The 20097-nt window shown below is 70.8% G+C and carries 22 protein-coding genes; 6 read left to right on the top strand and 16 right to left on the bottom strand.

Annotated elements, in window-relative coordinates; all coding sequences use genetic code 11:
- Nucleotides 1-129: 129 nt before the first annotated feature.
- The 4 genes from ABD785_RS25390 to ABD785_RS25375 are packed head-to-tail and all read right to left on the bottom strand — an operon-like array spanning nt 130 to nt 4202.
- The gene (locus ABD785_RS25390) at nt 130-1458 is read right to left on the bottom strand and encodes an LLM class flavin-dependent oxidoreductase (protein WP_344832828.1); all 1329 of its coding nucleotides are present in this window, start codon (nt 1456-1458) and stop codon (nt 130-132) included.
- Nucleotides 1455-2363 carry an ABC transporter permease gene (locus tag ABD785_RS25385; RefSeq protein WP_344832825.1) on the bottom strand — a complete coding sequence of 303 codons (909 nt, stop codon included), beginning with the start codon at nt 2361-2363 and terminating at the stop codon, nt 1455-1457. The genes ABD785_RS25390 and ABD785_RS25385 overlap by 4 nt, the downstream gene beginning before the upstream one ends.
- Nucleotides 2356-3195, bottom strand: a complete 840-nt coding sequence (locus ABD785_RS25380) for an ABC transporter ATP-binding protein (protein WP_344832824.1) — start codon at nt 3193-3195, stop codon at nt 2356-2358. The genes ABD785_RS25385 and ABD785_RS25380 overlap by 8 nt, the downstream gene beginning before the upstream one ends.
- A complete protein-coding gene (locus ABD785_RS25375; protein WP_344832822.1) occupies nt 3192-4202 on the bottom strand; it encodes an ABC transporter substrate-binding protein in 1011 nt (336 codons plus the stop codon). Before ABD785_RS25375 ends, ABD785_RS25380 begins: the two co-directional genes overlap by 4 nt.
- A 294-nt stretch (nt 4203-4496) precedes the next feature.
- On the opposite strand from ABD785_RS25375, the gene ABD785_RS25370 reads away from it, so the two are divergent.
- Both ABD785_RS25370 and ABD785_RS25365 read left to right on the top strand, forming a co-directional pair.
- On the top strand, nt 4497-5726 hold the full coding sequence (locus ABD785_RS25370; protein WP_344832820.1) for a phytase: 1230 nt from the start codon (nt 4497-4499) through the stop codon (nt 5724-5726).
- Nucleotides 5727-5819: 93 nt separating this feature from the next.
- On the top strand, nt 5820-6254 hold the full coding sequence (locus tag ABD785_RS25365; RefSeq protein ID WP_344832817.1) for a limonene-1,2-epoxide hydrolase family protein: 435 nt from the start codon (nt 5820-5822) through the stop codon (nt 6252-6254).
- 3 nt (nt 6255-6257) lie between these two features.
- Here ABD785_RS25365 and ABD785_RS25360 read toward each other — a convergent pair whose 3' ends face one another.
- The 6 genes from ABD785_RS25360 to ABD785_RS25335 all read right to left on the bottom strand — a co-directional run bounded on the left by ABD785_RS25360 (nt 6258) and on the right by ABD785_RS25335 (nt 11444).
- Nucleotides 6258-7034 (bottom strand): alpha/beta fold hydrolase, encoded by a 777-nt coding sequence (locus tag ABD785_RS25360; RefSeq protein ID WP_344832815.1) that lies wholly within the window; start codon nt 7032-7034, stop codon nt 6258-6260.
- Between the two features lie 69 nt (nt 7035-7103).
- The gene (locus ABD785_RS25355; protein ID WP_344832813.1) at nt 7104-8339 is read right to left on the bottom strand and encodes an RNA polymerase sigma factor; all 1236 of its coding nucleotides are present in this window, start codon (nt 8337-8339) and stop codon (nt 7104-7106) included.
- Nucleotides 8336-8674 carry a YciI family protein gene (locus ABD785_RS25350; RefSeq protein ID WP_344832811.1) on the bottom strand — a complete coding sequence of 113 codons (339 nt, stop codon included), beginning with the start codon at nt 8672-8674 and terminating at the stop codon, nt 8336-8338. The genes ABD785_RS25355 and ABD785_RS25350 overlap by 4 nt, the downstream gene beginning before the upstream one ends.
- 82 nt (nt 8675-8756) lie before the next feature.
- On the bottom strand, nt 8757-9380 hold the full coding sequence (locus ABD785_RS25345) for a class I SAM-dependent methyltransferase (RefSeq protein ID WP_344832810.1): 624 nt from the start codon (nt 9378-9380) through the stop codon (nt 8757-8759).
- Nucleotides 9381-9491: 111 nt separating this feature from the next.
- Nucleotides 9492-10766, bottom strand: a complete 1275-nt coding sequence (locus ABD785_RS25340; RefSeq protein ID WP_344832809.1) for a citrate synthase — start codon at nt 10764-10766, stop codon at nt 9492-9494.
- A gap of 192 nt (nt 10767-10958) precedes the next feature.
- Entirely contained in the window at nt 10959-11444 is a 486-nt protein-coding gene (locus ABD785_RS25335; protein ID WP_344832808.1) for a hypothetical protein, read from the bottom strand.
- Between the two features lie 367 nt (nt 11445-11811).
- Between ABD785_RS25335 and ABD785_RS25330 the strand changes: the two genes are divergently transcribed.
- Entirely contained in the window at nt 11812-12456 is a 645-nt protein-coding gene (locus tag ABD785_RS25330; protein ID WP_344832806.1) for a hypothetical protein, read from the top strand.
- Here the strand turns inward: ABD785_RS25330 and ABD785_RS25325 are convergent.
- Together ABD785_RS25325 and ABD785_RS25320 are read right to left on the bottom strand one after the other, a co-directional pair.
- Nucleotides 12412-13254 carry an inositol monophosphatase family protein gene (locus tag ABD785_RS25325; protein ID WP_344832804.1) on the bottom strand — a complete coding sequence of 281 codons (843 nt, stop codon included), beginning with the start codon at nt 13252-13254 and terminating at the stop codon, nt 12412-12414. The two genes, ABD785_RS25330 and ABD785_RS25325, sit on opposite strands and share 45 nt — an antisense overlap.
- A 13-nt stretch (nt 13255-13267) precedes the next feature.
- The gene (locus ABD785_RS25320) at nt 13268-14683 is read right to left on the bottom strand and encodes an MFS transporter (protein ID WP_344832802.1); all 1416 of its coding nucleotides are present in this window, start codon (nt 14681-14683) and stop codon (nt 13268-13270) included.
- 106 nt (nt 14684-14789) lie between these two features.
- Between ABD785_RS25320 and ABD785_RS25315 the strand changes: the two genes are divergently transcribed.
- Entirely contained in the window at nt 14790-15335 is a 546-nt protein-coding gene (locus ABD785_RS25315) for a TetR/AcrR family transcriptional regulator (protein WP_344833251.1), read from the top strand.
- A 4-nt stretch (nt 15336-15339) separates the two neighbouring features.
- Here ABD785_RS25315 and ABD785_RS25310 read toward each other — a convergent pair whose 3' ends face one another.
- Both ABD785_RS25310 and ABD785_RS25305 read right to left on the bottom strand, forming a co-directional pair.
- Complete coding sequence (locus ABD785_RS25310) at nt 15340-16071, bottom strand: hypothetical protein (protein ID WP_344832799.1); 732 nt, start codon at nt 16069-16071, stop codon at nt 15340-15342.
- Nucleotides 16072-16080: 9 nt separating this feature from the next.
- Entirely contained in the window at nt 16081-16980 is a 900-nt protein-coding gene (locus ABD785_RS25305; RefSeq protein ID WP_344832797.1) for a cyclase family protein, read from the bottom strand.
- Between the two features lie 54 nt (nt 16981-17034).
- Here ABD785_RS25305 and ABD785_RS25300 point away from each other — a divergent pair, with 54 nt between their 5' ends.
- Nucleotides 17035-18099 carry a DNA glycosylase AlkZ-like family protein gene (locus ABD785_RS25300; RefSeq protein WP_344832794.1) on the top strand — a complete coding sequence of 355 codons (1065 nt, stop codon included), beginning with the start codon at nt 17035-17037 and terminating at the stop codon, nt 18097-18099.
- Nucleotides 18100-18142: 43 nt separating this feature from the next.
- Nucleotides 18143-18625 carry a YfbM family protein gene (locus ABD785_RS25295; RefSeq protein ID WP_344832792.1) on the top strand — a complete coding sequence of 161 codons (483 nt, stop codon included), beginning with the start codon at nt 18143-18145 and terminating at the stop codon, nt 18623-18625.
- Here ABD785_RS25295 and ABD785_RS25290 read toward each other — a convergent pair.
- Together ABD785_RS25290 and ABD785_RS25285 are read right to left on the bottom strand one after the other, a co-directional pair.
- Entirely contained in the window at nt 18609-19343 is a 735-nt protein-coding gene (locus ABD785_RS25290; protein WP_344832789.1) for a DUF4184 family protein, read from the bottom strand. The two genes, ABD785_RS25295 and ABD785_RS25290, sit on opposite strands and share 17 nt — an antisense overlap.
- Nucleotides 19343-19978 carry a histidine phosphatase family protein gene (locus tag ABD785_RS25285; RefSeq protein WP_344833248.1) on the bottom strand — a complete coding sequence of 212 codons (636 nt, stop codon included), beginning with the start codon at nt 19976-19978 and terminating at the stop codon, nt 19343-19345. Before ABD785_RS25285 ends, ABD785_RS25290 begins: the two co-directional genes overlap by 1 nt.
- Between the last annotated feature and the right edge of the window lie 119 nt (nt 19979-20097).

Genomic DNA, 20097 nt, shown 5'->3' with positions numbered 1-20097 from the left:
GTTGCCCTTATGTAAACCCAATGTTAACTAAGCACCGTTCCAACGGCTTTGAGCTGGGAACATACCTTCCAGAAAGTGGTCCAGACCACAACCGTGCCCTCTTCCGAGGGCACGATCATGGCCTAGTGATCACGCTTCCACAAGTTCACCGGGGGTCGCGTACCTGCTGGCGGGCCTTTCCAGGCCGTAGTTCTCGCGCAGGGTGGCGCCCTCGTACTCGGTCCGGAACAGGCCCCTGGACTGCAGGATCGGCACCACGTGGTCGACGAAGTCCTCGATGCCGCCCGGGTAGTGCGGGGGCATGACGTTGAATCCGTCGGCGGCGCCGTTCTCGAACCACTCCTGGATCTGGTCGGCGATCTGCTCGGGCGAACCGGCGATGACCCGGTGGCCGCGGCCGCCCGCCAGCCGTCCGATGAGCTGCCGGACCGTCAGGCCGTCCCTGCGGGCCAGATCGGTCACCAGATCGAAGCGCGACTTGCCGCCCTCGGTGGTCTCGGGCAGCTCCGGCAGGGAGCCGTCGAGGTCGGATTCGGTCACCTCGACGCCCAGCATCGACGAGAGCTGGGCCAGCCCGTAGACCGGGTTGATGAGCTCCTGGAACTCCTGCTCCAGCCGCTTGGCCTCCGCCTCGGTCGAGCCGATGAACGGGGAGATGCCCGGCAGGACCAGCAGATCCTCCTCGCGGCGCCCGTACCGCGCGAGACGGCCCTTGAGGTCGGCGTAGAAGGCCTTGCCCTCGGCGAGCGTCTGCTGGGCCGTGAAGACCGCCTCGGCCCAGCGGGCGGCGAACTCCTTGCCGACCTCCGAGGAACCGGCCTGGACGAGCAGCGGCCGTCCCTGCGGGGTCCTGGGCAGGTTGAGGGGGCCGCGGACCTTGAAGTGGGCGCCCTCGTGCACGATCTCGTGGATCTTGCCGATGTCGGCGTACTCGCCCGTCGCCTGGTCGCGCAGGACCGCGTCGTCCTCCCAGGAGTCCCAGAGTTTCAGGGCCACCTCGAGGAACTCGTCGGCGCGGGCGTACCGGTCGCCGTGGTCGGGACGTTCGATGCCGAAGTTGTGCGCCTCGGGCTCGCTCGCCGACGTGACGATGTTCCAGCCCGCCCGGCCGCCGCTGATGTGGTCGAGCGAGGCGAACTTGCGGGCCAGCGTGTAGGGCTCGTTGTAGGTCGTCGAGGCGGTGGCGATGAGCCCGATGTGCTCGGTGACGGTCGCCAGCGCCGCCAGCAGGGTGATCGGCTCCAGGGTGCCGATCGCGTTCAGCCGGACGTTCCCGAACAGGGCGACGCCGTCGGCGAAGAACACCGAGTCGAGCTTGCCGCGCTCGGCCGTCCGGGCGATGTGCTGGTAGTGCCTGACGTCCGTGACGTTGTTCGGGTCGGTCCTCGGGTGACGCCAGGCCGCCTCGTGGTGCCCGACGCCCATGATGAAGGCGTTGAGGTGCAGCTTGCGAGTCACTGGGTGGTCCTCCAGGTCGAGAAGCGGCGCTCCAGGCGGAGCAGCAGGGCGTTGAAGGCCAGGCCGATGACCGAGATCGCCACGATGCCGGCGTACATGTCGGGGATCCGGAAGTTGAACTGGCTGTCGTTGATCAGGAAACCGAGCCCCGCCTTGGCGCCGACCATCTCGGCGGCGACGAGGATGAGGATCGAGTAGGCGCCGGCCAGCCGGATGCCCGTGAAGATCGTCGGGACGGCGGCGGGCAGGATGACCTTCTGGAACAGCCGGTGGGCGGGCAGGCCGAGCGAGCGCGCCGACTTGATCAGCAGCGGGTCGACCCCCTTCACCCCGGCGATGGTGTTGAGCAGGATCGGCCAGGCGCAGGCGTAGACGACGATCGAGATCTTCGAGGTCTCGCCGAGCCCGAGGATCAGGACGAACACCGGCAGCAGCGCCAGCGCGGCGGTGTTGCGGAAGACCTCCAGCAGCGGGTTGAGGAACTCGGCGACCGGCTTGTACCAGCCGAGGACGAGCCCGAGCGGGATCGCCAGGGCCAGCGAGATCCCGAATCCCGCGAGCGACCGGACCAGGCTGGCCTGGGTGTTCTCCCAGAGCTGGCCGCTCACGGCGAGGTCCTTCAGCGCCGTCAGCACCTCGCTGAACGGCGGCAGGAAGACCCGGTCGACGACGCCGGTCCTCGGCAGCGTCTCCCAGACCGCCAGGAAGATCGCGATGGCCAGCAGGCTGCGGACCCCGCGCCAGACGGTCAGCCCCGCCACCAGGGCGAGCGGCGGGCCGCTGACGGCCGCGAGCGCGGGCGCCACCGGGTCCGGAGTCCCCGCGACCTCGGCCCTGGTCGCCTCGGCGACCGACCGCTCCTTCTCCAGGGTCGTGCTGTTCTTGGCCAGGGTGACATCAGCCAACGGAGCCCACCGCCTCGCGCTCGATCGCCTGTGCCGCGGCGACCTCGTCGCGCAGCCGGGTCCAGATGTGGTGCCGGTACTCGCCGAACTTCGGGTGGGCGCGCAGGTCGCCGTCGCGCGAGTCGAACTCGACGTCGACGATCTCCTTGATGCGCCCCGGCCGCGACGTCATGATCGCGACACGCTGCCCCAGGTAGACGGCCTCGTCGATGCCGTGGGTGATGAAGATGACGGTCTTGCCCGTCGTCTCCCAGATCTTCAGCAGCTCCTCCTGGAGCGACTCGCGGGTCTGGGCGTCGAGGGCGGCGAACGGCTCGTCCATGAGGAGGACCTCGGGGTCGAACGCCAGCGACCGGGCGATCGCCACGCGCTGCCGCATGCCGCCGGACAGCTCGTGGGGGTAGCGGTCCTCGAAGCCGGTCAGCCCGACCAGGTCGAGGAACTCGCGGGCGCGCTCCTTGCGCTCCCTCTTGGGGATCTTCTTGGCCTCGAGGCCGAACTCGATGTTGCCCTGCGCGGTGCGCCAGGGGAACAGCGCGTACTGCTGGAAGACGATCCCCCGGTCCAGGCCGGGGCCGGTGATCGGCTTCCCGTCGAGGAGGATCTCGCCCGCCGCGGGTGCGGTGAGCCCGGCCACCAGGTCGAGGAGGGTGGACTTGCCGCAGCCGGACGGACCGACCAGGGTCAGGAACTCCCCGGCCCTCACCTCGAGGTCGATCTCGCTGACGGCGGTGAACTCGCTCCTGCGGCCCAGGTTGGCGTCCCTGACCCCGAAGGTCTTCGTGACGCCCCTGATACTGATCTTCGACTCGGTCTTCGGTCCGTCGCTCACTTGGCCACCGCCCCGGCGTTGAACTCGTTGGTGTAGATGTCCGACGGCTTGAGGCCGGACTTGATCTCGCCCTCGCGGGTCAGCCAGTCGATCCAGGTCTGGAGCTCCTTGTCGGCGATGGCCCCGCCGGGCGAGGAGACGCCGTAGCCCTTGAAGAAGGCGATCGTCGCCAGGTCCTCGTTGCGGCCGCGCTTGGTGATGATGTCCTTGAACTTGGCGATCACCTGGTCGCGCGGGGTGGTCCTGGCCCAGTCGAGGGCCTTGCCGATGCCGGTGGTGAAGGTCTTGGCCTCGGCCGGGTGCTTGGAGATGAAGTCCTTGCGCAGGACGATCGTGCCGGCGTTGAACTCACCGAGCAGGTCGATGTCCTTGAACAGGGGACGCACCCCGCCGCGCTCCTCGGCCTTGTCGCGCAGGATGCCGCCGAGCTGGGCGACGTCGATCTGGTTCTGCCGCAGCGACTGCTCGGTGTTGACCGGCGGGACGACGATCAGCTCGACCTTCTTGATCTCGTCGGGGGTGAGGCCTCCCCGCTTGAGGTACTCCTTGATGACGGCCTCGGCGTGCGCCCCGAGCGTGTTGACGCCGATCTTCTTGCCGATCAGGTCCTTGGCGCTCTTGATCGGGCTCTTGTCGAGGACGTAGAAGCCCAGGTAGGTGTCCTTGTCGCTGCCGTAGTAGCTGACCACGGCCTCGATCGGCGACTTGGCGGCGACGAGCTTGATCACCGCGCCGTTGAAGGCTCCGCCGAAGTCGGTCTGGCCGGTGGCAGCCGCCTGGATGTCCTGGGGACCGGAGATGGTGTTGCCGACCCACTTGAGCTTGAGGCCGGGCAGATAGCCGAGGTTCTCCGCGAGCTCGGCCGGATGGACGGTGCCGACGTTGCCCTGGTAACGCAGCTCGGTCGAGCCGTCCGCGGTCTTCTTGGTGTCGGAGCCGCCGCAGGCGCTGAGCGCCGCGGTGGCCAGGAGGGTGAGGGCGATGAGTCCGTGCTTGATGCTGGGCATGCTGCTTTCCTTGCTGGGGGGCCTGCGTGAAGGAGGGGGTCTTCTCAGCGCGTCATCGCCGACACCGCGCGCTGCTCACGTGGCCGAAGTCCACGTGAAGGCGCCGGGTCAGGAACGTTCCCTGGCTCATGAACCCGACTACACCAGCTATTTCCTACTAAGTCAATATTTCCTACTGGATTAACATGAAATATGACCGTGGCGTGGTTCACCTCCGCGCCATCTCGGGGTCGGCCGCCGATCATCCGGGCCTGGAAGGGTTCACCGGCCCGGTCCCCGAACCACGGAGCACTGATGAAGAACGTCCTGGTCGCCGTCCTCGCGGGCGGAGCGCTGCTCGCGCCCGCCGTCCCCGCCGCGGCGGCCCCGCTGCCGGAGGTGAAGCCGAAGGCCGAGACGCCCGGCCTGTTCGACGACGCGGCCGGTGGCAACGCCAACGCCGACGACCCGGCGATCTGGGTGAACCGCCGCGACCCGGGCAGGAGCCTCGTGCTCGGCACCGCCAAGGAGGGCGGCCTGGAGGTCTACGGGCTGAACGGCAAGCGCGTCCAGCACCTCGCCGCTCCCGCAGCGCCCGGTGCGGGACACGAGAACGGGCGGTACAACAACGTCGACCTCGTCGGGGATCTCGCGATCGTCACCGACCGCGGGCGGGGCACGCTGCGGTTCTTCTCCGTCGACGCGAAGCGCCGCAAGCCGCTGAAGGACGTCACGGTGAAGCGGCCTCCGCTGCTGTTCGACAAGACGCAGGCGGAGGTCGACGAGCAGCGCACCCCCTACGGCCTCGCCGCGTGGAAGACCCGCGGCGGGACCTACGCCCTGGTGAGCCGACGGCACTCCACGACCGTCGCGCTCGTCCGGGTCGTCAGGACCCGCAAGGGCGTCACCTCCCGGCTCGTCCGCACCCTCGCGCTGCCGAAGACCTTCGCGCTCGGCGGCGGCAGGACCTGGTCCCCGTGCCTCGAGCCCGGCGAGGACCCGCAGGTCGAGGGGATGGTCGTCGACACCAGGAAGGGCGTCCTGTACGCCGCCCAGGAGGACGTCGGCATCTGGAGGATCCCGGCGACCCTCAAGGGCAGGCCGAAGCTGGTCGAGCGGGTCAGGGAGTTCGGCACCCCGGCCGTCTACGACCCGAAGACCGAGGAGTGCGCCCCGTCCGGCCCCAACCCCGGCACCGGGGGCACCCGGCTGTCCGCCGACGCGGAGGGCCTGACGATCTACTACGGGCCGCGCGGCCGCGGCTACCTGCTCGCCTCCAGCCAGGGCGACAGCACCTTCGCCGTCTTCGACCTGAAGTCGGGCCGGTACCTGAACGGATTCCGGGTCGGCGGGAAGGACGGCGCCCAGCACAGTGACGGCGCCGCCGTCACCGCCGCTCCGCTCGGCCGGTCCTACCCGCACGGACTGCTGGTCGTCCACGACGGCGAGAATGCCCCCGCCGTGCGGGACCGGGAGGGCACCAACTTCAAGTTCGTCCCGTGGGAGCGCGTCGCCAAGCCCCTGCGTCTCGTCTGGAAGCGCTGAGTTCCGGGCGCAGGATCACCCTCCGCCGGAGACCTTCGCGGGGACGGTCGCTACCGTGGACGGCGACCGTCCCTTCACACCCGGGAGCCCGTGATGACGGACCGCACTCCGATCGAGACCGTCCGAGCCTTCCTCGCCGCCCTGGAGTCCCTCGACGTCGACGCCGCCGTGGAACTCCTCGCCGACGGCGCCGTCTACCAGAACGTCCCGCTGCCGCCGGCCCGCGGCAGGAAGGCCGTGGAACGCCAGCTCCGCTTCATGGTCAAGTACGCGACCGGTTTCGAGGCGCGCCTGCACCACATCGCCGCCGACGGGACGACGGTGCTCACCGAGCGCACCGACGTCCTCGTCAACGGGTCCTGGCGCTCGGAGTTCTGGGTCTGCGGCACCTTCGAGACCAGGGACGGCAAGATCACGCTGTGGCGTGACTACTTCGACTGGCCGACCTTCCTGTTCGCGAGCCTCAGGGGCCTGGGCGGCGTCCTGCGCTCCCGCCTCTCCACGCCCCCGAAGCCGTCCAAGGCCTGAGACCTAGGGGTTCCGGGCGAAGTCCTCGATGACCGGGGCCAGGACGGTGAAGTCGACGTCGTGGTGCTGGCCGTCGAGGGCGGTGGAACGGGCGGCGGGGGCCGCCGCGGTGAGGGCGTCGGCGGCGTTCCTCGCCCAGTCGCCCGAGGCGGTGCCGTAGGCGACCAGGACCGGCGTCGCCAGCCCGGCGGCCCCCGCGGGGACCGAGCAGTCGCCCATCGCGGCGGCGTCGTAGGGCAGGGTGTGGGCGATCTCCTCCAGCTCCTTCCACATCGGCGACCGGCGCGCTCCCGCGATCATCTGCTCCGGCAGGCCGACCCGGCGCATGAACGCCTCCTGCGCGGCCCCGCGGTCCCCGCGGTCCAGGGCCGCCGTCAGCTCGGCGACATAGGCGGCCTGCCGGGCGGGGGCGTCGGCGGCGGGTTCGAAGGGCGGCTCCCACAGGACCAGGCGGGTGACCGGCAGGCCCGCGATCGCCGCGCGGAGGGCCAGGACCGCCCCCGAGGAGCTGCCGAACACCGCGGCGCTCCCGCCCGCGGCGTCGATCATCGCGGCCAGGTCCTCGATCTCCCGCTCGACGGCGAACGGCGCGGTGTCGGTGCTGTCACCGCGCCCGCGCCGGTCGTAGTTGAGGACCCGGAGGCCCGAGGACAGCAGCCCGGCGGCGTGCGCGTGCACTCCCCTGGCACAGGACGCCCCGCTGACCAGGACGATCGGCTCCCCCGAGCCGAGATCGTCGTAGGCGAGCGTCGTCCCGTCGGCGGAAACAGCGGTGTTCATGGCATATCCCTTTCCCCTGGTGGTCCGTTCACCCCACCGACGAACGGCGGTCCCGGTAAAGGACACCCCTCAGGAGATCTCCGCCAGCCGCCCGGCCAGATGCCGCCGCTCCGTCTCGGCCGCCGCCAGGCCGAGGGCCTCGCGGTAGGCGGTGCGGGCCTCCTCCACCCGGCCCAGCCGGTGCAGCAGATCCGCCCGGACGGCCCAGAGCAGGTGGTAGCCGCCCAGCTCACCGGCCAGCCGGTCGGCCAGCGCGAGCCCGGCGGCGGGGCCCTCGGCCCGGCCCACCGCGACGGCGCGGTTCAGCCGGACCACCGGCGAGGGAAGGTGGCCTTCCAGGACGCCGTACAGCGCCGCGATCTGGCGCCAGTCGGTGTCCTCCGCCCGCACGGCCTCCGCATGGCAGGCGGCCACGGCGGCCTGGATCTGGTACGGCCCGGGACGCCCCGCCGCGAGGGCCCGCTCCAGCAGGCCGAGCCCCTCCGCGATCTCCGCCCGGTCCCAGCGCGACCTGTCCTGGTCGTCGAGGACCACCAGGTCGCCGCGGGCGTCCAGGCGGGCGTCCCGCCGGGAGTCCTGGAGCAGGAGCAGCGCCAGCAGGCCCGCGGCCTCCGGATCACCGGGCAGCAGCCGTACCAGGACCCGGGCGAGCCTGATCGCCTCCGCGCTGAGGCTCACCCGCAGCAGATCGGCGCCCGCGCTGGCCGAGTAGCCCTCGTTGAACAGCAGATAGAGCACGCCGAGGACGTCCGCCGTCCGGTCGGGCAGCGCCTCCGCCGGCGGCACCCGGTAGGGGATCCCGGCGTCGCGGATCTTCCGCTTGGCCCGGGTCAGCCGCTTGGCCATGGTCTCCTCCGGGACCAGGAACGCCCGGGCGATCTCGGCGGTGCTCAGCCCCGCCAGGATGCGCAGGGTCAGCGCGACCCGCGCCTCGAACGACAGCGCGGGATGGCAGCAGGTGAACATCAGCCGCAGCCGATCGTCGGAGACGGCCCCGTCGTGGCCGGGATCATCGTGGCCGGGATCGTCGTGGCCGGGATCGTCCGGGACCGCGGCGAGCAGCCGCAGCTTGGCGTCGCCGGTCCTGGCCCGCCGCAGCCGGTCGACGGCCCTGTTCCGCGCGGTCGCCGTCAGCCAGCCGCCGGGATTGCGGGGCACGCCGTCCCGCTCCCAGGTCCTGACGGCCTCCGCGAACGCCTCCTGGGCGCAGTCCTCGGCGAGGTCCCAGTCGCCCGTCATCGCGATCAGGGTCGCGACGACTTGCCCCCACTCCTCGCGGAAGGCCCGCTCGACCTCGCCGCTCACCCGGTGAAGGGCCTGATCTCCAGCGTCCCGTAGGGGGCCACCGGATGCCGGGACGCGACCTCGATCGCCTCGTCGAGATCGGCGCAGTCGACGATCGAGAACCCGGCGATCACCTCCTTGGTCTCGGCGAACGGCCCGTCGGACAGCAGCACCCGCCCGTCCCTGACCCGCAGGGTGGTGGCCGCCTCGGGTCCCTGGAGACCGCCGGTCTCCCCGAGGATCCCGCGCTCGCCCATCTCCTCGGCCCACCGATGACAGTTCCCCTGGAACGCCTCGTCCGCGAGCATGGCCGCGTACGACTCCTCGTCCCCGCAGATCATCAGCATGTACTTCATGCGTCCCAGTCCACCACAGCCCGGTCAGACCCTGACGGCCGTCCCGTGCACGCGCGGCGCCACCACCGACACCCCGGCCCAGTCAGACCCTGACGGCCGTCCCGTGCACGCGCGGCGCCACCACCGACACCCCGGCCCAGTGCGGATAGACCAGGCCGCGGACCCGCCCGACCTCGAAGCCCGCCGACCGGATCGCGCCGAGGGTGTCCCGGTCGGGACGGCAGCCGCCCATCATCCGCGCCCAGCCGGGCGCCGCCAGCGCCTGCCAGCGGGCGAAGGAGACCGACCGGCTCCTGACGTGCTCGTAGAACCGCAGCTCCCCGCCGGGCCGGAGCACCCGGTGGATCTCCGCGAGGGCCCGGGCCTGGTCGGGCACCGAGCAGAGCACCCCGGCCACGACCACGGCGTCGAAGACCCCGTCCTCCTGGGGCAGATCCCCGGCCTCGGCCTCGACCAGCTCGACCGGCACGGCCGCCTCCCGCGCCGCGGCCCCCGCCCGCTCCCGCAGGTAGGGCTCCGGCTCGGCCCCGGTGAGCAGCGTCACCTCCGCCGGGTAGTGCGGGAAGTTCAGCCCGGTCCCCGGCCCGATCTCCAGCACCCGTCCCCGGAGCCCCGCCACCAGCTCGGCGCGCAGCGGCCCGTTGCCCCACCGCTCCGTCCGTCGCCCGTACCGATCCAGAAACCTCGCGAACAGTGGATTGTCCATGCCCCACTGTCCCCCGCGCAGGAGCTCAGGGGAACACCTGTGCGAAGGAACGCGGAAGCCCGCCTGTCCCCGAAGGGACGGCGGGCTTCGCGGCGAGCGACCTGCGGGAGGCTAGGCGTTCGGGTAGTGACGCTCCGGGGCGCCGACGTAGACCTGGCGCGGGCGCCCGATCTTGGTGGCGGGGTCGGTGATCATCTCGCGCCACTGGGCGATCCAGCCGGGGAGGCGGCCGAGGGCGAACAGCACGGTGAAGGCGTTCACCGGGAAGCCGAGCGCCTTGTAGATCACGCCGGTGTAGAAGTCGACGTTCGGGTAGAGCTTGCGCTCCACGAAGTAGTCGTCCGCGAGGGCGACCTCTTCGAGCTGCATGGCGAGGTCGAGCAGCGGGTCCTGGACGCCCAGGGTGTCCAGCACCTTGCGGGTCGCCTTCTTGACGACCGCGGCGCGCGGGTCGTAGTTGCGGTAGACGCGGTGCCCGAAGCCCATGAGCTTCACGCCGTCTTCCTTGTTCTTGACCTTGTTGACGAACGAGCGCACGTCGTCGCCGCTGCTGTGGATGCCCTCGAGCATCTCCAGGACGGCCTGGTTGGCGCCGCCGTGCAGCGGGCCCCACAGGGCGTTGACGCCCGCGGAGACCGAGGAGAACAGGTTGGCGTTGGAGGAGCCGACCAGCCGCACCGTCGAGGTGGAGCAGTTCTGCTCGTGGTCGGCGTGCAGGATGAACAGCATGTCGAGGATCTTGGCGATCTCCGGGTCGACCTCGTAGTTCTGGGCCGGGAAACCGAAGGTCATGCGCAGGAAGTTCTCGACGTAGCCGAGCGAGTTGTCCGGGTACAGCAGCGGCTGCCCGACCGACGACTTGTAGGCGTACGCGGCGATGGTGGGGAGCTTGGCCATCAGCCGGACGGAGGAGATGTCGACCTGCTCCTGGTCGAACGGGTCGAGGCTGTCCGGGTAGTACGTGGCCAGCGCGGAGACCGCGGAGGACACGACCGCCATCGGGTGCGCGGAGCTGGGGAAACCGGAGAAGAACGACTTGAACCGCTCGTGCAGCAGCGTGCGGTGCTTGATCTGCTCCTCGAACTCCGACAGCTGGGCCGGGGTCGGCAGCTCGCCGTGGATGAGGAGGTAGGACGTCTCGAGGAAGGTCGACTTCTCGGCCAGCTCCTCGATCGGGTACCCGCGGTAGCGCAGGATCCCGGCGTCACCGTCGATATAGGTGATCGCGGACGCGCAGGATGCCGTGTTGACGAATCCGGGGTCGAGAGTGACGTACCCCGTCTCCGTCAGAAGTTTTCCGATGCCCAGGCCTCCGGGGCCCTCGGTCGCCTCGGTTACTTCCAGGGGCAGACGGCCGCCCTTGTGCTCTAGGCCGAAGTCCGACATTGCTCTCCCGCTCTCCCGGTGTGACGTTCGGTGTCCGTCTGGTCGGACCCGTCCTGCTTTGGGGTTTCCAGTCTGCCTTGCGGTCGTTCATGACCCGGCCGTGGGGATACCCCTACGGGAGCGTAGACGTCCACGCGTATGGCTTAGTACGGGGGGCCGCGTGAGCTAGTTCACACAAATGTAACCAAGTACTTACGGCCTGCGGCGCGGACGGGCCGCCAGAAAGGCCAGAAGCAGGTCGCGGGTGAGGTCGAACCCGGCCTCACGCTGCTCGGCGGAGATCCATTCCGGCATCCGGCTGTGCTCGGCGGCGCGGGCGAGCAGAAGCCTCAGGTCGTCCTCCTCGATCGCGGCCGAGCAGGCGGCGCAGACCGACCAGGGGGTCGAGTAGTCGAAGACGCGGTCACCGGAGCGCAGCCGGACCGGACGGTCCTCGGCGACCAGCCAGGTGTTCGCGAAGCCCTCGGGGCGCGGCGCGGCGATGCCGCAGCAGTCGCAGCCGGTCTGGGCGGGGTCGAGCGGGTCCGCCAGCGCGGGCAGGGGGTTGTGGTCCCACTCGCCGCCGGCGCGCATCGGGTGCTCGTAGTTCATGGTCGCGAGTTCGCCGTCGACGTAGGTCTCGGTGAAGTTCAGCGGGGTGTCGCACTCGAGACACACCATCTGGATGGCGGTTTCCATGAATTTCCTCCCGACACTTTGGCACTGGGGTAACAGAACCTTCAACAGAAGCGATCATTTGACTATTCCCCACCCAGGGTAAGGGGGATCGCAGAGCATGGGGAACGACCCACTTTGCCGGGAGGTACGACTGGACGCGACCGCCGCCACCGAGCGCCTCATCCGCCTGACCAGGTACGTCATCCATCTCCTGGACACATCGGGCGTGCCTCCGCCCCCGGGACAAGGGCCCCCGAGACGGCTCAGGCACCTCGATAGAGAGCTTTCCTGGCGAGAGCAGCACGTCCTTGGAAATCTCATCATCGGTAGGTACAATCGCGCCCTCGCCGCTTCCTTCCGGGTGACGGAGGTAAAGTTCTCCGGCTATTTGGAGGAAACGCTCGAGTCATTCTTCGAAGCGGAGCGGAGCAGCCGGAGCAGGCGCGGGGCGGCCCTCACGGTGCTGGTCGCCTGCGGCGCCTCGGGAGTCTTCCTCTTCGTCTGGACGCGAGCTCCGCAGAGCCCTCCGCTGACGCTCGTGGCGCTGCCCGACGCCGCCCCGCCGAGGGCCGTCGCGCCCCGGGCGAACCTGCCGCTGACGATGTTCGGCGTGCCCGAGCAGGCGCCGGGATCGCGGCAGTCGGCCTACTGGTCGCGGTTCGACGGCAGGCCGCTGCCGTCGGGGATCGCCACGGCGACGTCGTTCTGGGACCCGCTGGTCACCCAGAACGGCCGGATGACGGGGAAGACCGTGGCCAGCCCGTACTGGCCGCTGGGCACCAGGGTCCGCATCACCTACCGGCGCCGCACCGTCGTCGGGATCGTCCGCGACTTCGGCCCCGCCCCGTGGGCCGTCGCCCAGCACCCGATTCCCGCGATCATCGACACGGCCGAGCCGATGATGGCCCGCCTCACCGGCCACCGCGTCGACGCCGTGCCCGTCCGCTTCCAGGTCCTGTCCTGGGGCACGGGCAGGTCCTGGCTGACCTCAGGCCCCGGCTACCGCCTCGCCATGGGCTCCCGCCGCCGGTGAGGCGCCCATGGCCGTGTGGACGGCGAGGGCCGTCGCGGCGTCGGGTGCGCAGACGAAGGGCAGCGTGTTGCCCCCCGACAGCCGGAACGGGGAGCCGTCGGCGGTGAGGGTGACGCCGCCCGCCTCGGCGTGCAGGAGCAGGCCCGCGGCGTGGTCCCACGGGTACTCCCAGCCGCACACCATCGCGGTGCGGCGGCCGGCGGCGAGCTCGATGTACTGCAGGCCGCTGGTGTCGAAGAACGACAGGGAGACGCCGTGCGCGGCGAGGGCGTTGTAGGTGGCCCGCTGGGCGTCGGTCAGCCAGCGCGGCGGCGAGATCGCGACGTCGAGGAAGCGCAGGCCGCCACCGGGACCGGTGGTGACCCGCTCCCCGTCCACGAACGCCCCGCCGCCCTTCGTGGCGGTGGCGAGCAGGTCGTAGACGGGGGCGTAGGTCCAGGACGCCAGCAGCTCGCCGTGGTGGGCGAGCGCGACGAGCGTCGCGAAACGGGGGCTGCCGGAGACGAAGTTGTGGGTGCCGTCGATCGGATCGATGATCCAGACGGGGGCGTCGCCGTCGATCAGGCCGAGGATCGCGGGATCGGCCGCCACCGCCTCCTCCCCCACGACGACGGAGCCGGGGAGGAGGGCGGTCAGGCGCCCGGTGAGCGCGGTCTCGGCGGCGCGGTCGGCGACCGTCACCAGATCTCCTGGCGCCTTCTCGACGATGTCCCCCTCGACGAGCGCGCCGAACCTCGGGATGACCTCGGTCGCGGCCACCGAACGGATGATCTCTGATATCCGGGGAGAGTCGATCACTCTCCCAATTTACTCATGCCGCGGCGGGAATCTTCTGGACGTCCCGGTCCATAGCGGGCACGGGCTTCAGCGTGAGCGACAGCAGCGCGCCGAGCACGGCGAAGCCGATCCCGGTCAGCAGCGCGGTGTGGAACCCGTCGGCGAAGACCGCCAGCGGGTGGCCTGCCGAGGATCCGGCGCCGACCTCGGCGGCGACGCTCACCAGGATGGCGAGGCCGAGCGTCCCGCCGATCTGCTGGGTGGTGTTGAGCAGGCCCGAGGCGAGCCCGGCCTCCTGCGGGGCCGCCCCCATCGTCGCCGCGACGCTCGTCGACACCCAGGTCATGCCGCCGCCGATCCCGAGGACGATCGAGGGCCCGAAGACGTCCTCGAGGTAGCTCCCGGACGGGGCGCCGAGCTGGGCGAACCAGAGCATCCCCAGCCCGACGACCGTGAAGCCGGCCGCGGCGAGCACCCGCGGCCCGAACCGGGTGACGAGGTTCGAGGTGAGCCCCGCCGAGACCGCGATGGCCAGGGCGACGGGCGTCTGGGCGAGCCCCGCCTTGAGCGGCTCGTAGCCGAGGACGACCTGCACGTACATGGTCATCGTGAAGAACATCGGGATCATCGTGGCGGCGATCAGGAAGCTGACCACGTTCGGGCGGCCCAGCCTGCGCAGCACCGGCAGCGGCGCGAGCGGGCTCGCGCTCCTGGCCTGGACCAGGGCGAACAGCCCGACGAGGACAGCCGCTCCGGCCAGTTCACCGAGCGTGCGGGCCGATCCCCAGCCCTCCTGCTGGGCGTTGACGATCGCGTAGACGGCCAGGCCGATGCCGGAGGTGATGAACAGCGCGCCGAGCAGGTCGAAGCCGCGCTGCGAGCGGTCGCGGGCCTCCGGCAGCAGCGCCGGGGCGAGGGCGATCGCGGCGATGCCGATCGGCACGTTCACGAACAGGACCGCCTCCCATCCGAACGCCTCGGTGAGCACCCCGCCGAGGATCGCCCCGGCCGCGCCGCCCGATCCGGCGACCGCGCCGAAGACGCCCAGCGCCTTGTTGCGCTCGGCTCCCTCGTCGAAGAGCGTCATGACGAGCGAGAGCGCCGCCGGCGCGACGACCGCCGCGCCGAGCCCCTGAACGGCGCGGGCGGTGATGAGCAGCTCGGCGCTGGTGGCGAAGCCGCCGGCCAGCGAGCCGAGGGTGAACAGCCCCATGCCCGCCATGAACATCAACCTGCGTCCGGCGAGGTCGGCGAGACGGCCGCCGAGCAGCAGGAATCCGCCGAACGCGAGCGTGTAGGCGTTGACGATCCAGGACAGATCGGACTGCTCCATCTTCAGTTCCGCGCCGATGGACGGCAGTGCCACGTTGACGATCGAGGCGTCGAGGATGAGGACGAACTGGGTCGCCGCCAGCAGTGCCAGCGCCAGGCCCTTCCTGGGGGGTTTCATGAAGTCTCCGCAACTAAATGGAAGATGAATTCCGCTTCCGCTTACCCGCCGGACGATACGGAACCCGTATTCCGCTTGTCAACGCGAGGAGTAGAGTGTGGGCACCATGGAGACGGGACGGCAGCTGAGAGCGGACGCGCGGCGCAACCGCGAGCGCATCCTCGCCGCGGCGCGCGCGGTCTTCCTCGAAGAGGGCGCGGACGTCCAGATGGAGCCCATCGCCCGGCGCGCGGGCGTGGGCATCGGCACCGTCTACCGGAACTTCCCCACCAAGCAGGTCCTCATCGACGAGGTCGGCCGCCAGTGGGTCGAGGAGCGCTGCACCGCCACGGCCTCCGCCCTCCAGATCGAGGACCCGGCCGAAGCCCTGCGGGTGTTCGTCACGGGGGCCTCGGCGGCCATGGCCCGCGACGTCGGCATCCGCAAGGTCCTCAGCCACTACGAGGAGGTCGACACCGCCGAGGCCGACGCCCTCCACCTGCTCCAGCTCAAGACCCTGCTCGACCGGGTCAGGGCGGCCGGGCTCGTCCGGCCCGACCTGACCCCGCCCGACCTGTTCGGCCTCATGTGCGGCATGGCGTTCGCCATCTTCCGGGGCACCGAGCCGGCCCTCTGCGCCGAGGTGCTCCTGCGCGGCCTGCGCCCCACGTAGCCGGTCAGTCCGGCAGGAGCGACAGCCGGTGGCGCGCGAACGTGAGGTTGGCGTGGAACGGGGCCGTCAGCTCGGGCCTGGGCACCTCGGCCAGCAGCTCGAAGGCCGGACGGAGGGTGTCGCCCGCCAGCGGCAGCGGCAGGGTCGCCACGACCACCTCCCCCTCCTCGAGGGTGCGGCGCAGCTCGGTCCGCATGCCCATCATGTCGCCGACGGCCACGAGCTGGACGGGCAGCCCGCCCGACAGCGACACCGACAGGGCGTGGTGGCCGGAGCCGTCGGGGTAGCGGAACTCCACCAGGAGCTGGGTCCGGTCGAGGGTGCCGTCCTGGATGGTGCAGGCGTCGACGGGCCTGGCCGTGCCCACCTCGTCGATCCACGCAGGGATCTCGGTGAGCAGCGGGTTGCGCAGGTCGACCGCCGACTTCGCGGCCGTGGCGCGCAGGTCCTCGGGGCCGATGGCCGCGACGACGGCGAGGAAGGCGTGCGCGCCCGGGGTCCCGGCGCGGCGCTGCACCTTGATCAGGTCCCCGAGGGCCTTGGCGTAGGAGGCGTCGTCGGGTGCGGCGGCGTGCAGCTCGCCGAGCTGGGCGGACAGCCACAGCTCGGCGCTCAGCGCGTCGGGCAGCCCGAGGAGTTCGGCGCCGGAGCGGACGTACAGCTCATAGACCGGGAGGAGGCCCGGCAGGGCCAGTTTGGGCGGGCCGGGCACGACGCGGAAGAGGTTCTCGCTCACCCGGTCAGGTTACTCCTCGGTAATCACCGCGTAGGCGCGGACTGGGAAGGTTCCCACCCCGACGATCATCGGCGGCGCGGCGTGGAACCGGAACCCGTGCGGAGGAAGCTGCTCCAGGCCCGTCATGTGCTCGACGATCGGAATCCCCGCGGCCAGCAGCGCGGTGTGCGCGGGACGCTCCCCGCCGGACGTCCCGTCGATGTTGAGCGAGTCGATCCCGACCAGCGCGGCCCCCTCGGCGACCAGCCACTCCGCGGCCTCCGCCGACACGTAGGGGTGGTTCACGGCGTAGGCGTCGGTGCCCCAGTGCGCGGCGTGCCCGGTGTGGATCAGCACGGCCCGGCCGAGGACGTCGTGCGGCAGCAGCAGCTCACGGGTGATCACCTGGACGTCGCCCGCGCGGATCACGAGGGCGTCCAGGTCGGCCAGGGCGCCCAGCGGCACTCCGCTCAGGTCGTCGCCGTCCTGGTAGCGGTGGAGCGGGGCGTCCAGGTAGGTGCCGGTGTTGCCGACCATCTCGATCCGGGCGAAGTGGAACTCCGTGCCGGGCGCGTAGTTCGCCCGCGAGTCCTCGTGCGAGAGATGGACGCCGAACGCGGGCGCGGGCAGCCCCGGATAGGTGATCATCCCGTCGGAGAGGGCGTGGCTCAGCTCGACCAGCCGCCGCTTCCCCGCCGCGGTCTCCGCCCCGCGCGATCCCTTGTGGAGCTCGTTGATGAGACTCTTCGCCGAGATCCGGACGGAGCCGACCATCAGCAGCCCGAGATGCCGCACGAACAGCGCGCCCAGGTCCTCGTCGGAGATGTCGGCGCCGGGGATGTCGAGCCGGAACTCCCTCGCCTGGAGCGAACCCCCGTTGGCGAACTCCACGTCCGCGTCGAACTGGACACGCCACTGATCAGTCGTCATACCGGGCATTGTGGCGGCGCCGAGACCGTCCGGCCAAATGCTTATGGTGGTGGGGTGACCTTGACCACCACACGCGCCCAGGTGCTGGCCCACCGGCTGGCGGCCCACCGCTTCGACCGTTCCACGCCGGACCCGGACGTGCTGTCGCTCGGCGTCCAGGACACCCCCTACGGGTCGGCCCGGCTCGCCCTCGCCGCCCGCGGCGCCTCCACCGACGGTCTCGCCCTGGTCTGGGCCGTGCGCGGAGCCCCCCACCTGCACCGCAGGGCCGACCTCCCCGCCCTGGCCGGGGCGCTGTGGCCGCTGAGCGACGCCGACGCCGCCAAGCGGATCGGTTCCAGCGCGATCAAGGAGGGGGCGAAGCTCGGGCTCGCCGCCTTCGAGGCCACCGCGGCGGCCTTCCGCGCGGCCGTCCGGGCGCCGATGCCGAAGGGCGCGGTCAGCGCGGCGGTCAGCGCCGCGATCCCCGCCGAGCTGACCTTCTGGTGCGCGACCTGCGGCTCCCAGCACGTCTCCGGCCTGCTCTTCCAGACGGCCGGGCTGTTCGGGGCCGTCGAGCTGGTCCCCGAGGGCGGCGGCACCACGATCGCGCCCCTCCCCGAGCCCTTTCCCGTTCCCGCGAAGGCGGCGGGCACCGCGGGCTACCTGGAGACCTTCCTGCGCCTGCTCGGCCCCGGCACCCCCGCGGAGGCGGCAAAGTTCCTCGGCACCTCCCCCACCGCCGCCAGACCCGCCTGGACGGACGCCGACCTCACCGAGATCATCGTGGACGGCGTCAGAGGCTGGTTCCCGACCGAGCATGTCGACGCCCTCCTCAAGGCGCCTGAGCCGTCCCCCATGCTCCGTCTCCTCCCCCCAGGGGATCCCTACCTCCAGACCAGGAACCGGCCCTTCCTCGTGCCCGACAAGGCCGTCGAGAAGGAGCTGTGGCGTCCGCTGGGCAACCCGGGAGCGATCCTGCTCAACGGAGAGATCGCCGGCACCTGGCGGCCCAAGCTGGCGGGGAGGCGTCTCGACCTGACCGTCACGGCCTTCACCGAGCTGCCGCGGACGGAACTGGAATCCGAAGCCGCACTGGTCGGGGAGGTTCGCGGAGCCACCACCGTCCGCCTGCTCTGAGCACTAATCTGACGCTCTGAGGCATCGGGGACAGAGGAGGATCGTGGCCGGTCTGGGAGTTCACTTCGCGCTGACCCCGGAGCAGGAGGACGCCCTGCACGCGACCTCCTCCGACGCCGAGGTCATGGCCCTCATCGACAGGATCGAGGAGTCCGAGGCGACCGACCAGGTCGAGACGGACAAGGCCTGGGACGCGATCCACCGCTGCCTCACCGACGGCACCCTCGAAGGCGACGACTACCCCCTCAGCCTGGCCGTCCTCGGCGGCGAGCAGTTCCACGACGGCGACGACTACATCGTCGCCTACATCGCCCCCCACGAGGTCAAGGAGCTCACCGAAGCCCTGGCCGACTGGACCGAGGACCGGCTCGCCACCCGCTTCCGCGCCCTCGACCCCACCGACTACGACGGCCCCCACGACGCCGCCGACCTCGTCTACACCTGGACGAGTTTCGTCGACCTCCGCGCCTTCTTCGCCCGCTGCGCCGCCACCGGCAAAGCCGCCGTCTTCACCGTCGACGGCTGAACGCCGGCCACCCCGCCACCGCATAGAGGAACACGCACGCCCCCGCCCCGACCATGACCCCCACCACGGCGTGGGCGACCTGGCCCGAGGCGCCCCGTGACAGCACCCCGTGCGTGGCCCCGGCCAGGGCGCCCGCCGAGCAACCCACGGCGACCAGGATCCTGGTCGCCGCCGACGCCGGGCCCACCGGATCCGCCACCGTCCCGGCCCGCCGGAGCCAGAACGCGAACCACACGCCCAGGACCACCAGGCCGAAGACCCCCGAGCCGTACTGGGCGTACCGGTAGAACGGCATGCCGTCGCCGACCTGCGTGGCCAGCACGGGAAGCCGCTCGACCGCCGGTCCCGTCCGGTGGGTGAAGGCGTCCCAGAGGACATGGGTCGCCTCGCCGACCAGGAACGCGAGCAGCAGCCACGGCACGTCCGCGACCCGGAAACGGAACGCACCGGCCGGACCGGTCAGCCGCTCCCGCAGATACCGCGGCGCCAGCGCGAGCACCGGCCACTTGAACAAGCCGTGGAAGAGCGCGAAGAGCACCACCGCGAAGACCAGGGTCTCCGTGAGCAGCCCCACCGGACCATGAGTGTGGTCACGGGTGCTGAGCGGCGCGAACAACGGGACGTCCGGGGCCATCGCACCGACCGCCAGCGCGGACGGGATCAGCCTGCCCCCGCGCAGCGGGAGGATCGCGGCGACATGGCTCACCGTGAACGGCATCAGAAGCCGTCCGAGACGAGGCCGGCCGGAAGATGGGTCGTCGTGCCCGCGCGGACACTCCGCCGGGCGCCGAAGCCCAGCTCGACGATGCAGGCGTTCGGGGTCGTGTAGGTCTGGACGAAACGGCGGAACAGCAAGATCTCGTCATGTGTCGGGCCGGTGACACCCGTCAGCATGACCCAGGCGACGGCGCGCATGAACAGACCATGGGTGAACATCGCCACGAAACCGTCCGTGACGGCCAGGCCCTCCACGCAGGCATGCGCCCTGGCGAAGAGATCCCCGAAGGACTCGCCCCCCGGATAGCGGAAATCGGGATCGGCGCGTTCCCAGAAGGCCATCGCCAAAGGCCGCCGCTCCTCGGGAGTCGTCATGCCCCGCAGCTCACCGAGATAGGTGAACTCCTCGACCTGCCACTCCTGATACGGCACATCAGGAAACCTCGAACGGGTCGGAACCGCCGTCTCCCGCGCGCGGACGAAAGTCGAAGCCACGATCAGATCAGGACGCGCCCTGAAGGCTCCCACCACCGCATCAGCCTGACGGAGCCCCACCTCCGTCAAAGGAGAAGCACCCGGAGTCGCGCTCGGCCGACCCACATTCGATTCACTCTCACCATGCCTGATCAACCACACCACCGTCACGACACCCAAAATAGCGAAAGGCCCCGGACATTTGTCCGGGGCCTTTCAGCATGTTGATTGCGGCGGTGTCCTACTCTCCCACACAGTCTCCCGTGCAGTACCATCGGCGC

Source organism: Actinocorallia longicatena, assembly GCF_039534125.1.
GTDB lineage: Bacteria > Actinomycetota > Actinomycetes > Streptosporangiales > Streptosporangiaceae > Actinocorallia > Actinocorallia longicatena.
This window is presented reverse-complemented; position numbering and strand designations above follow the sequence as displayed.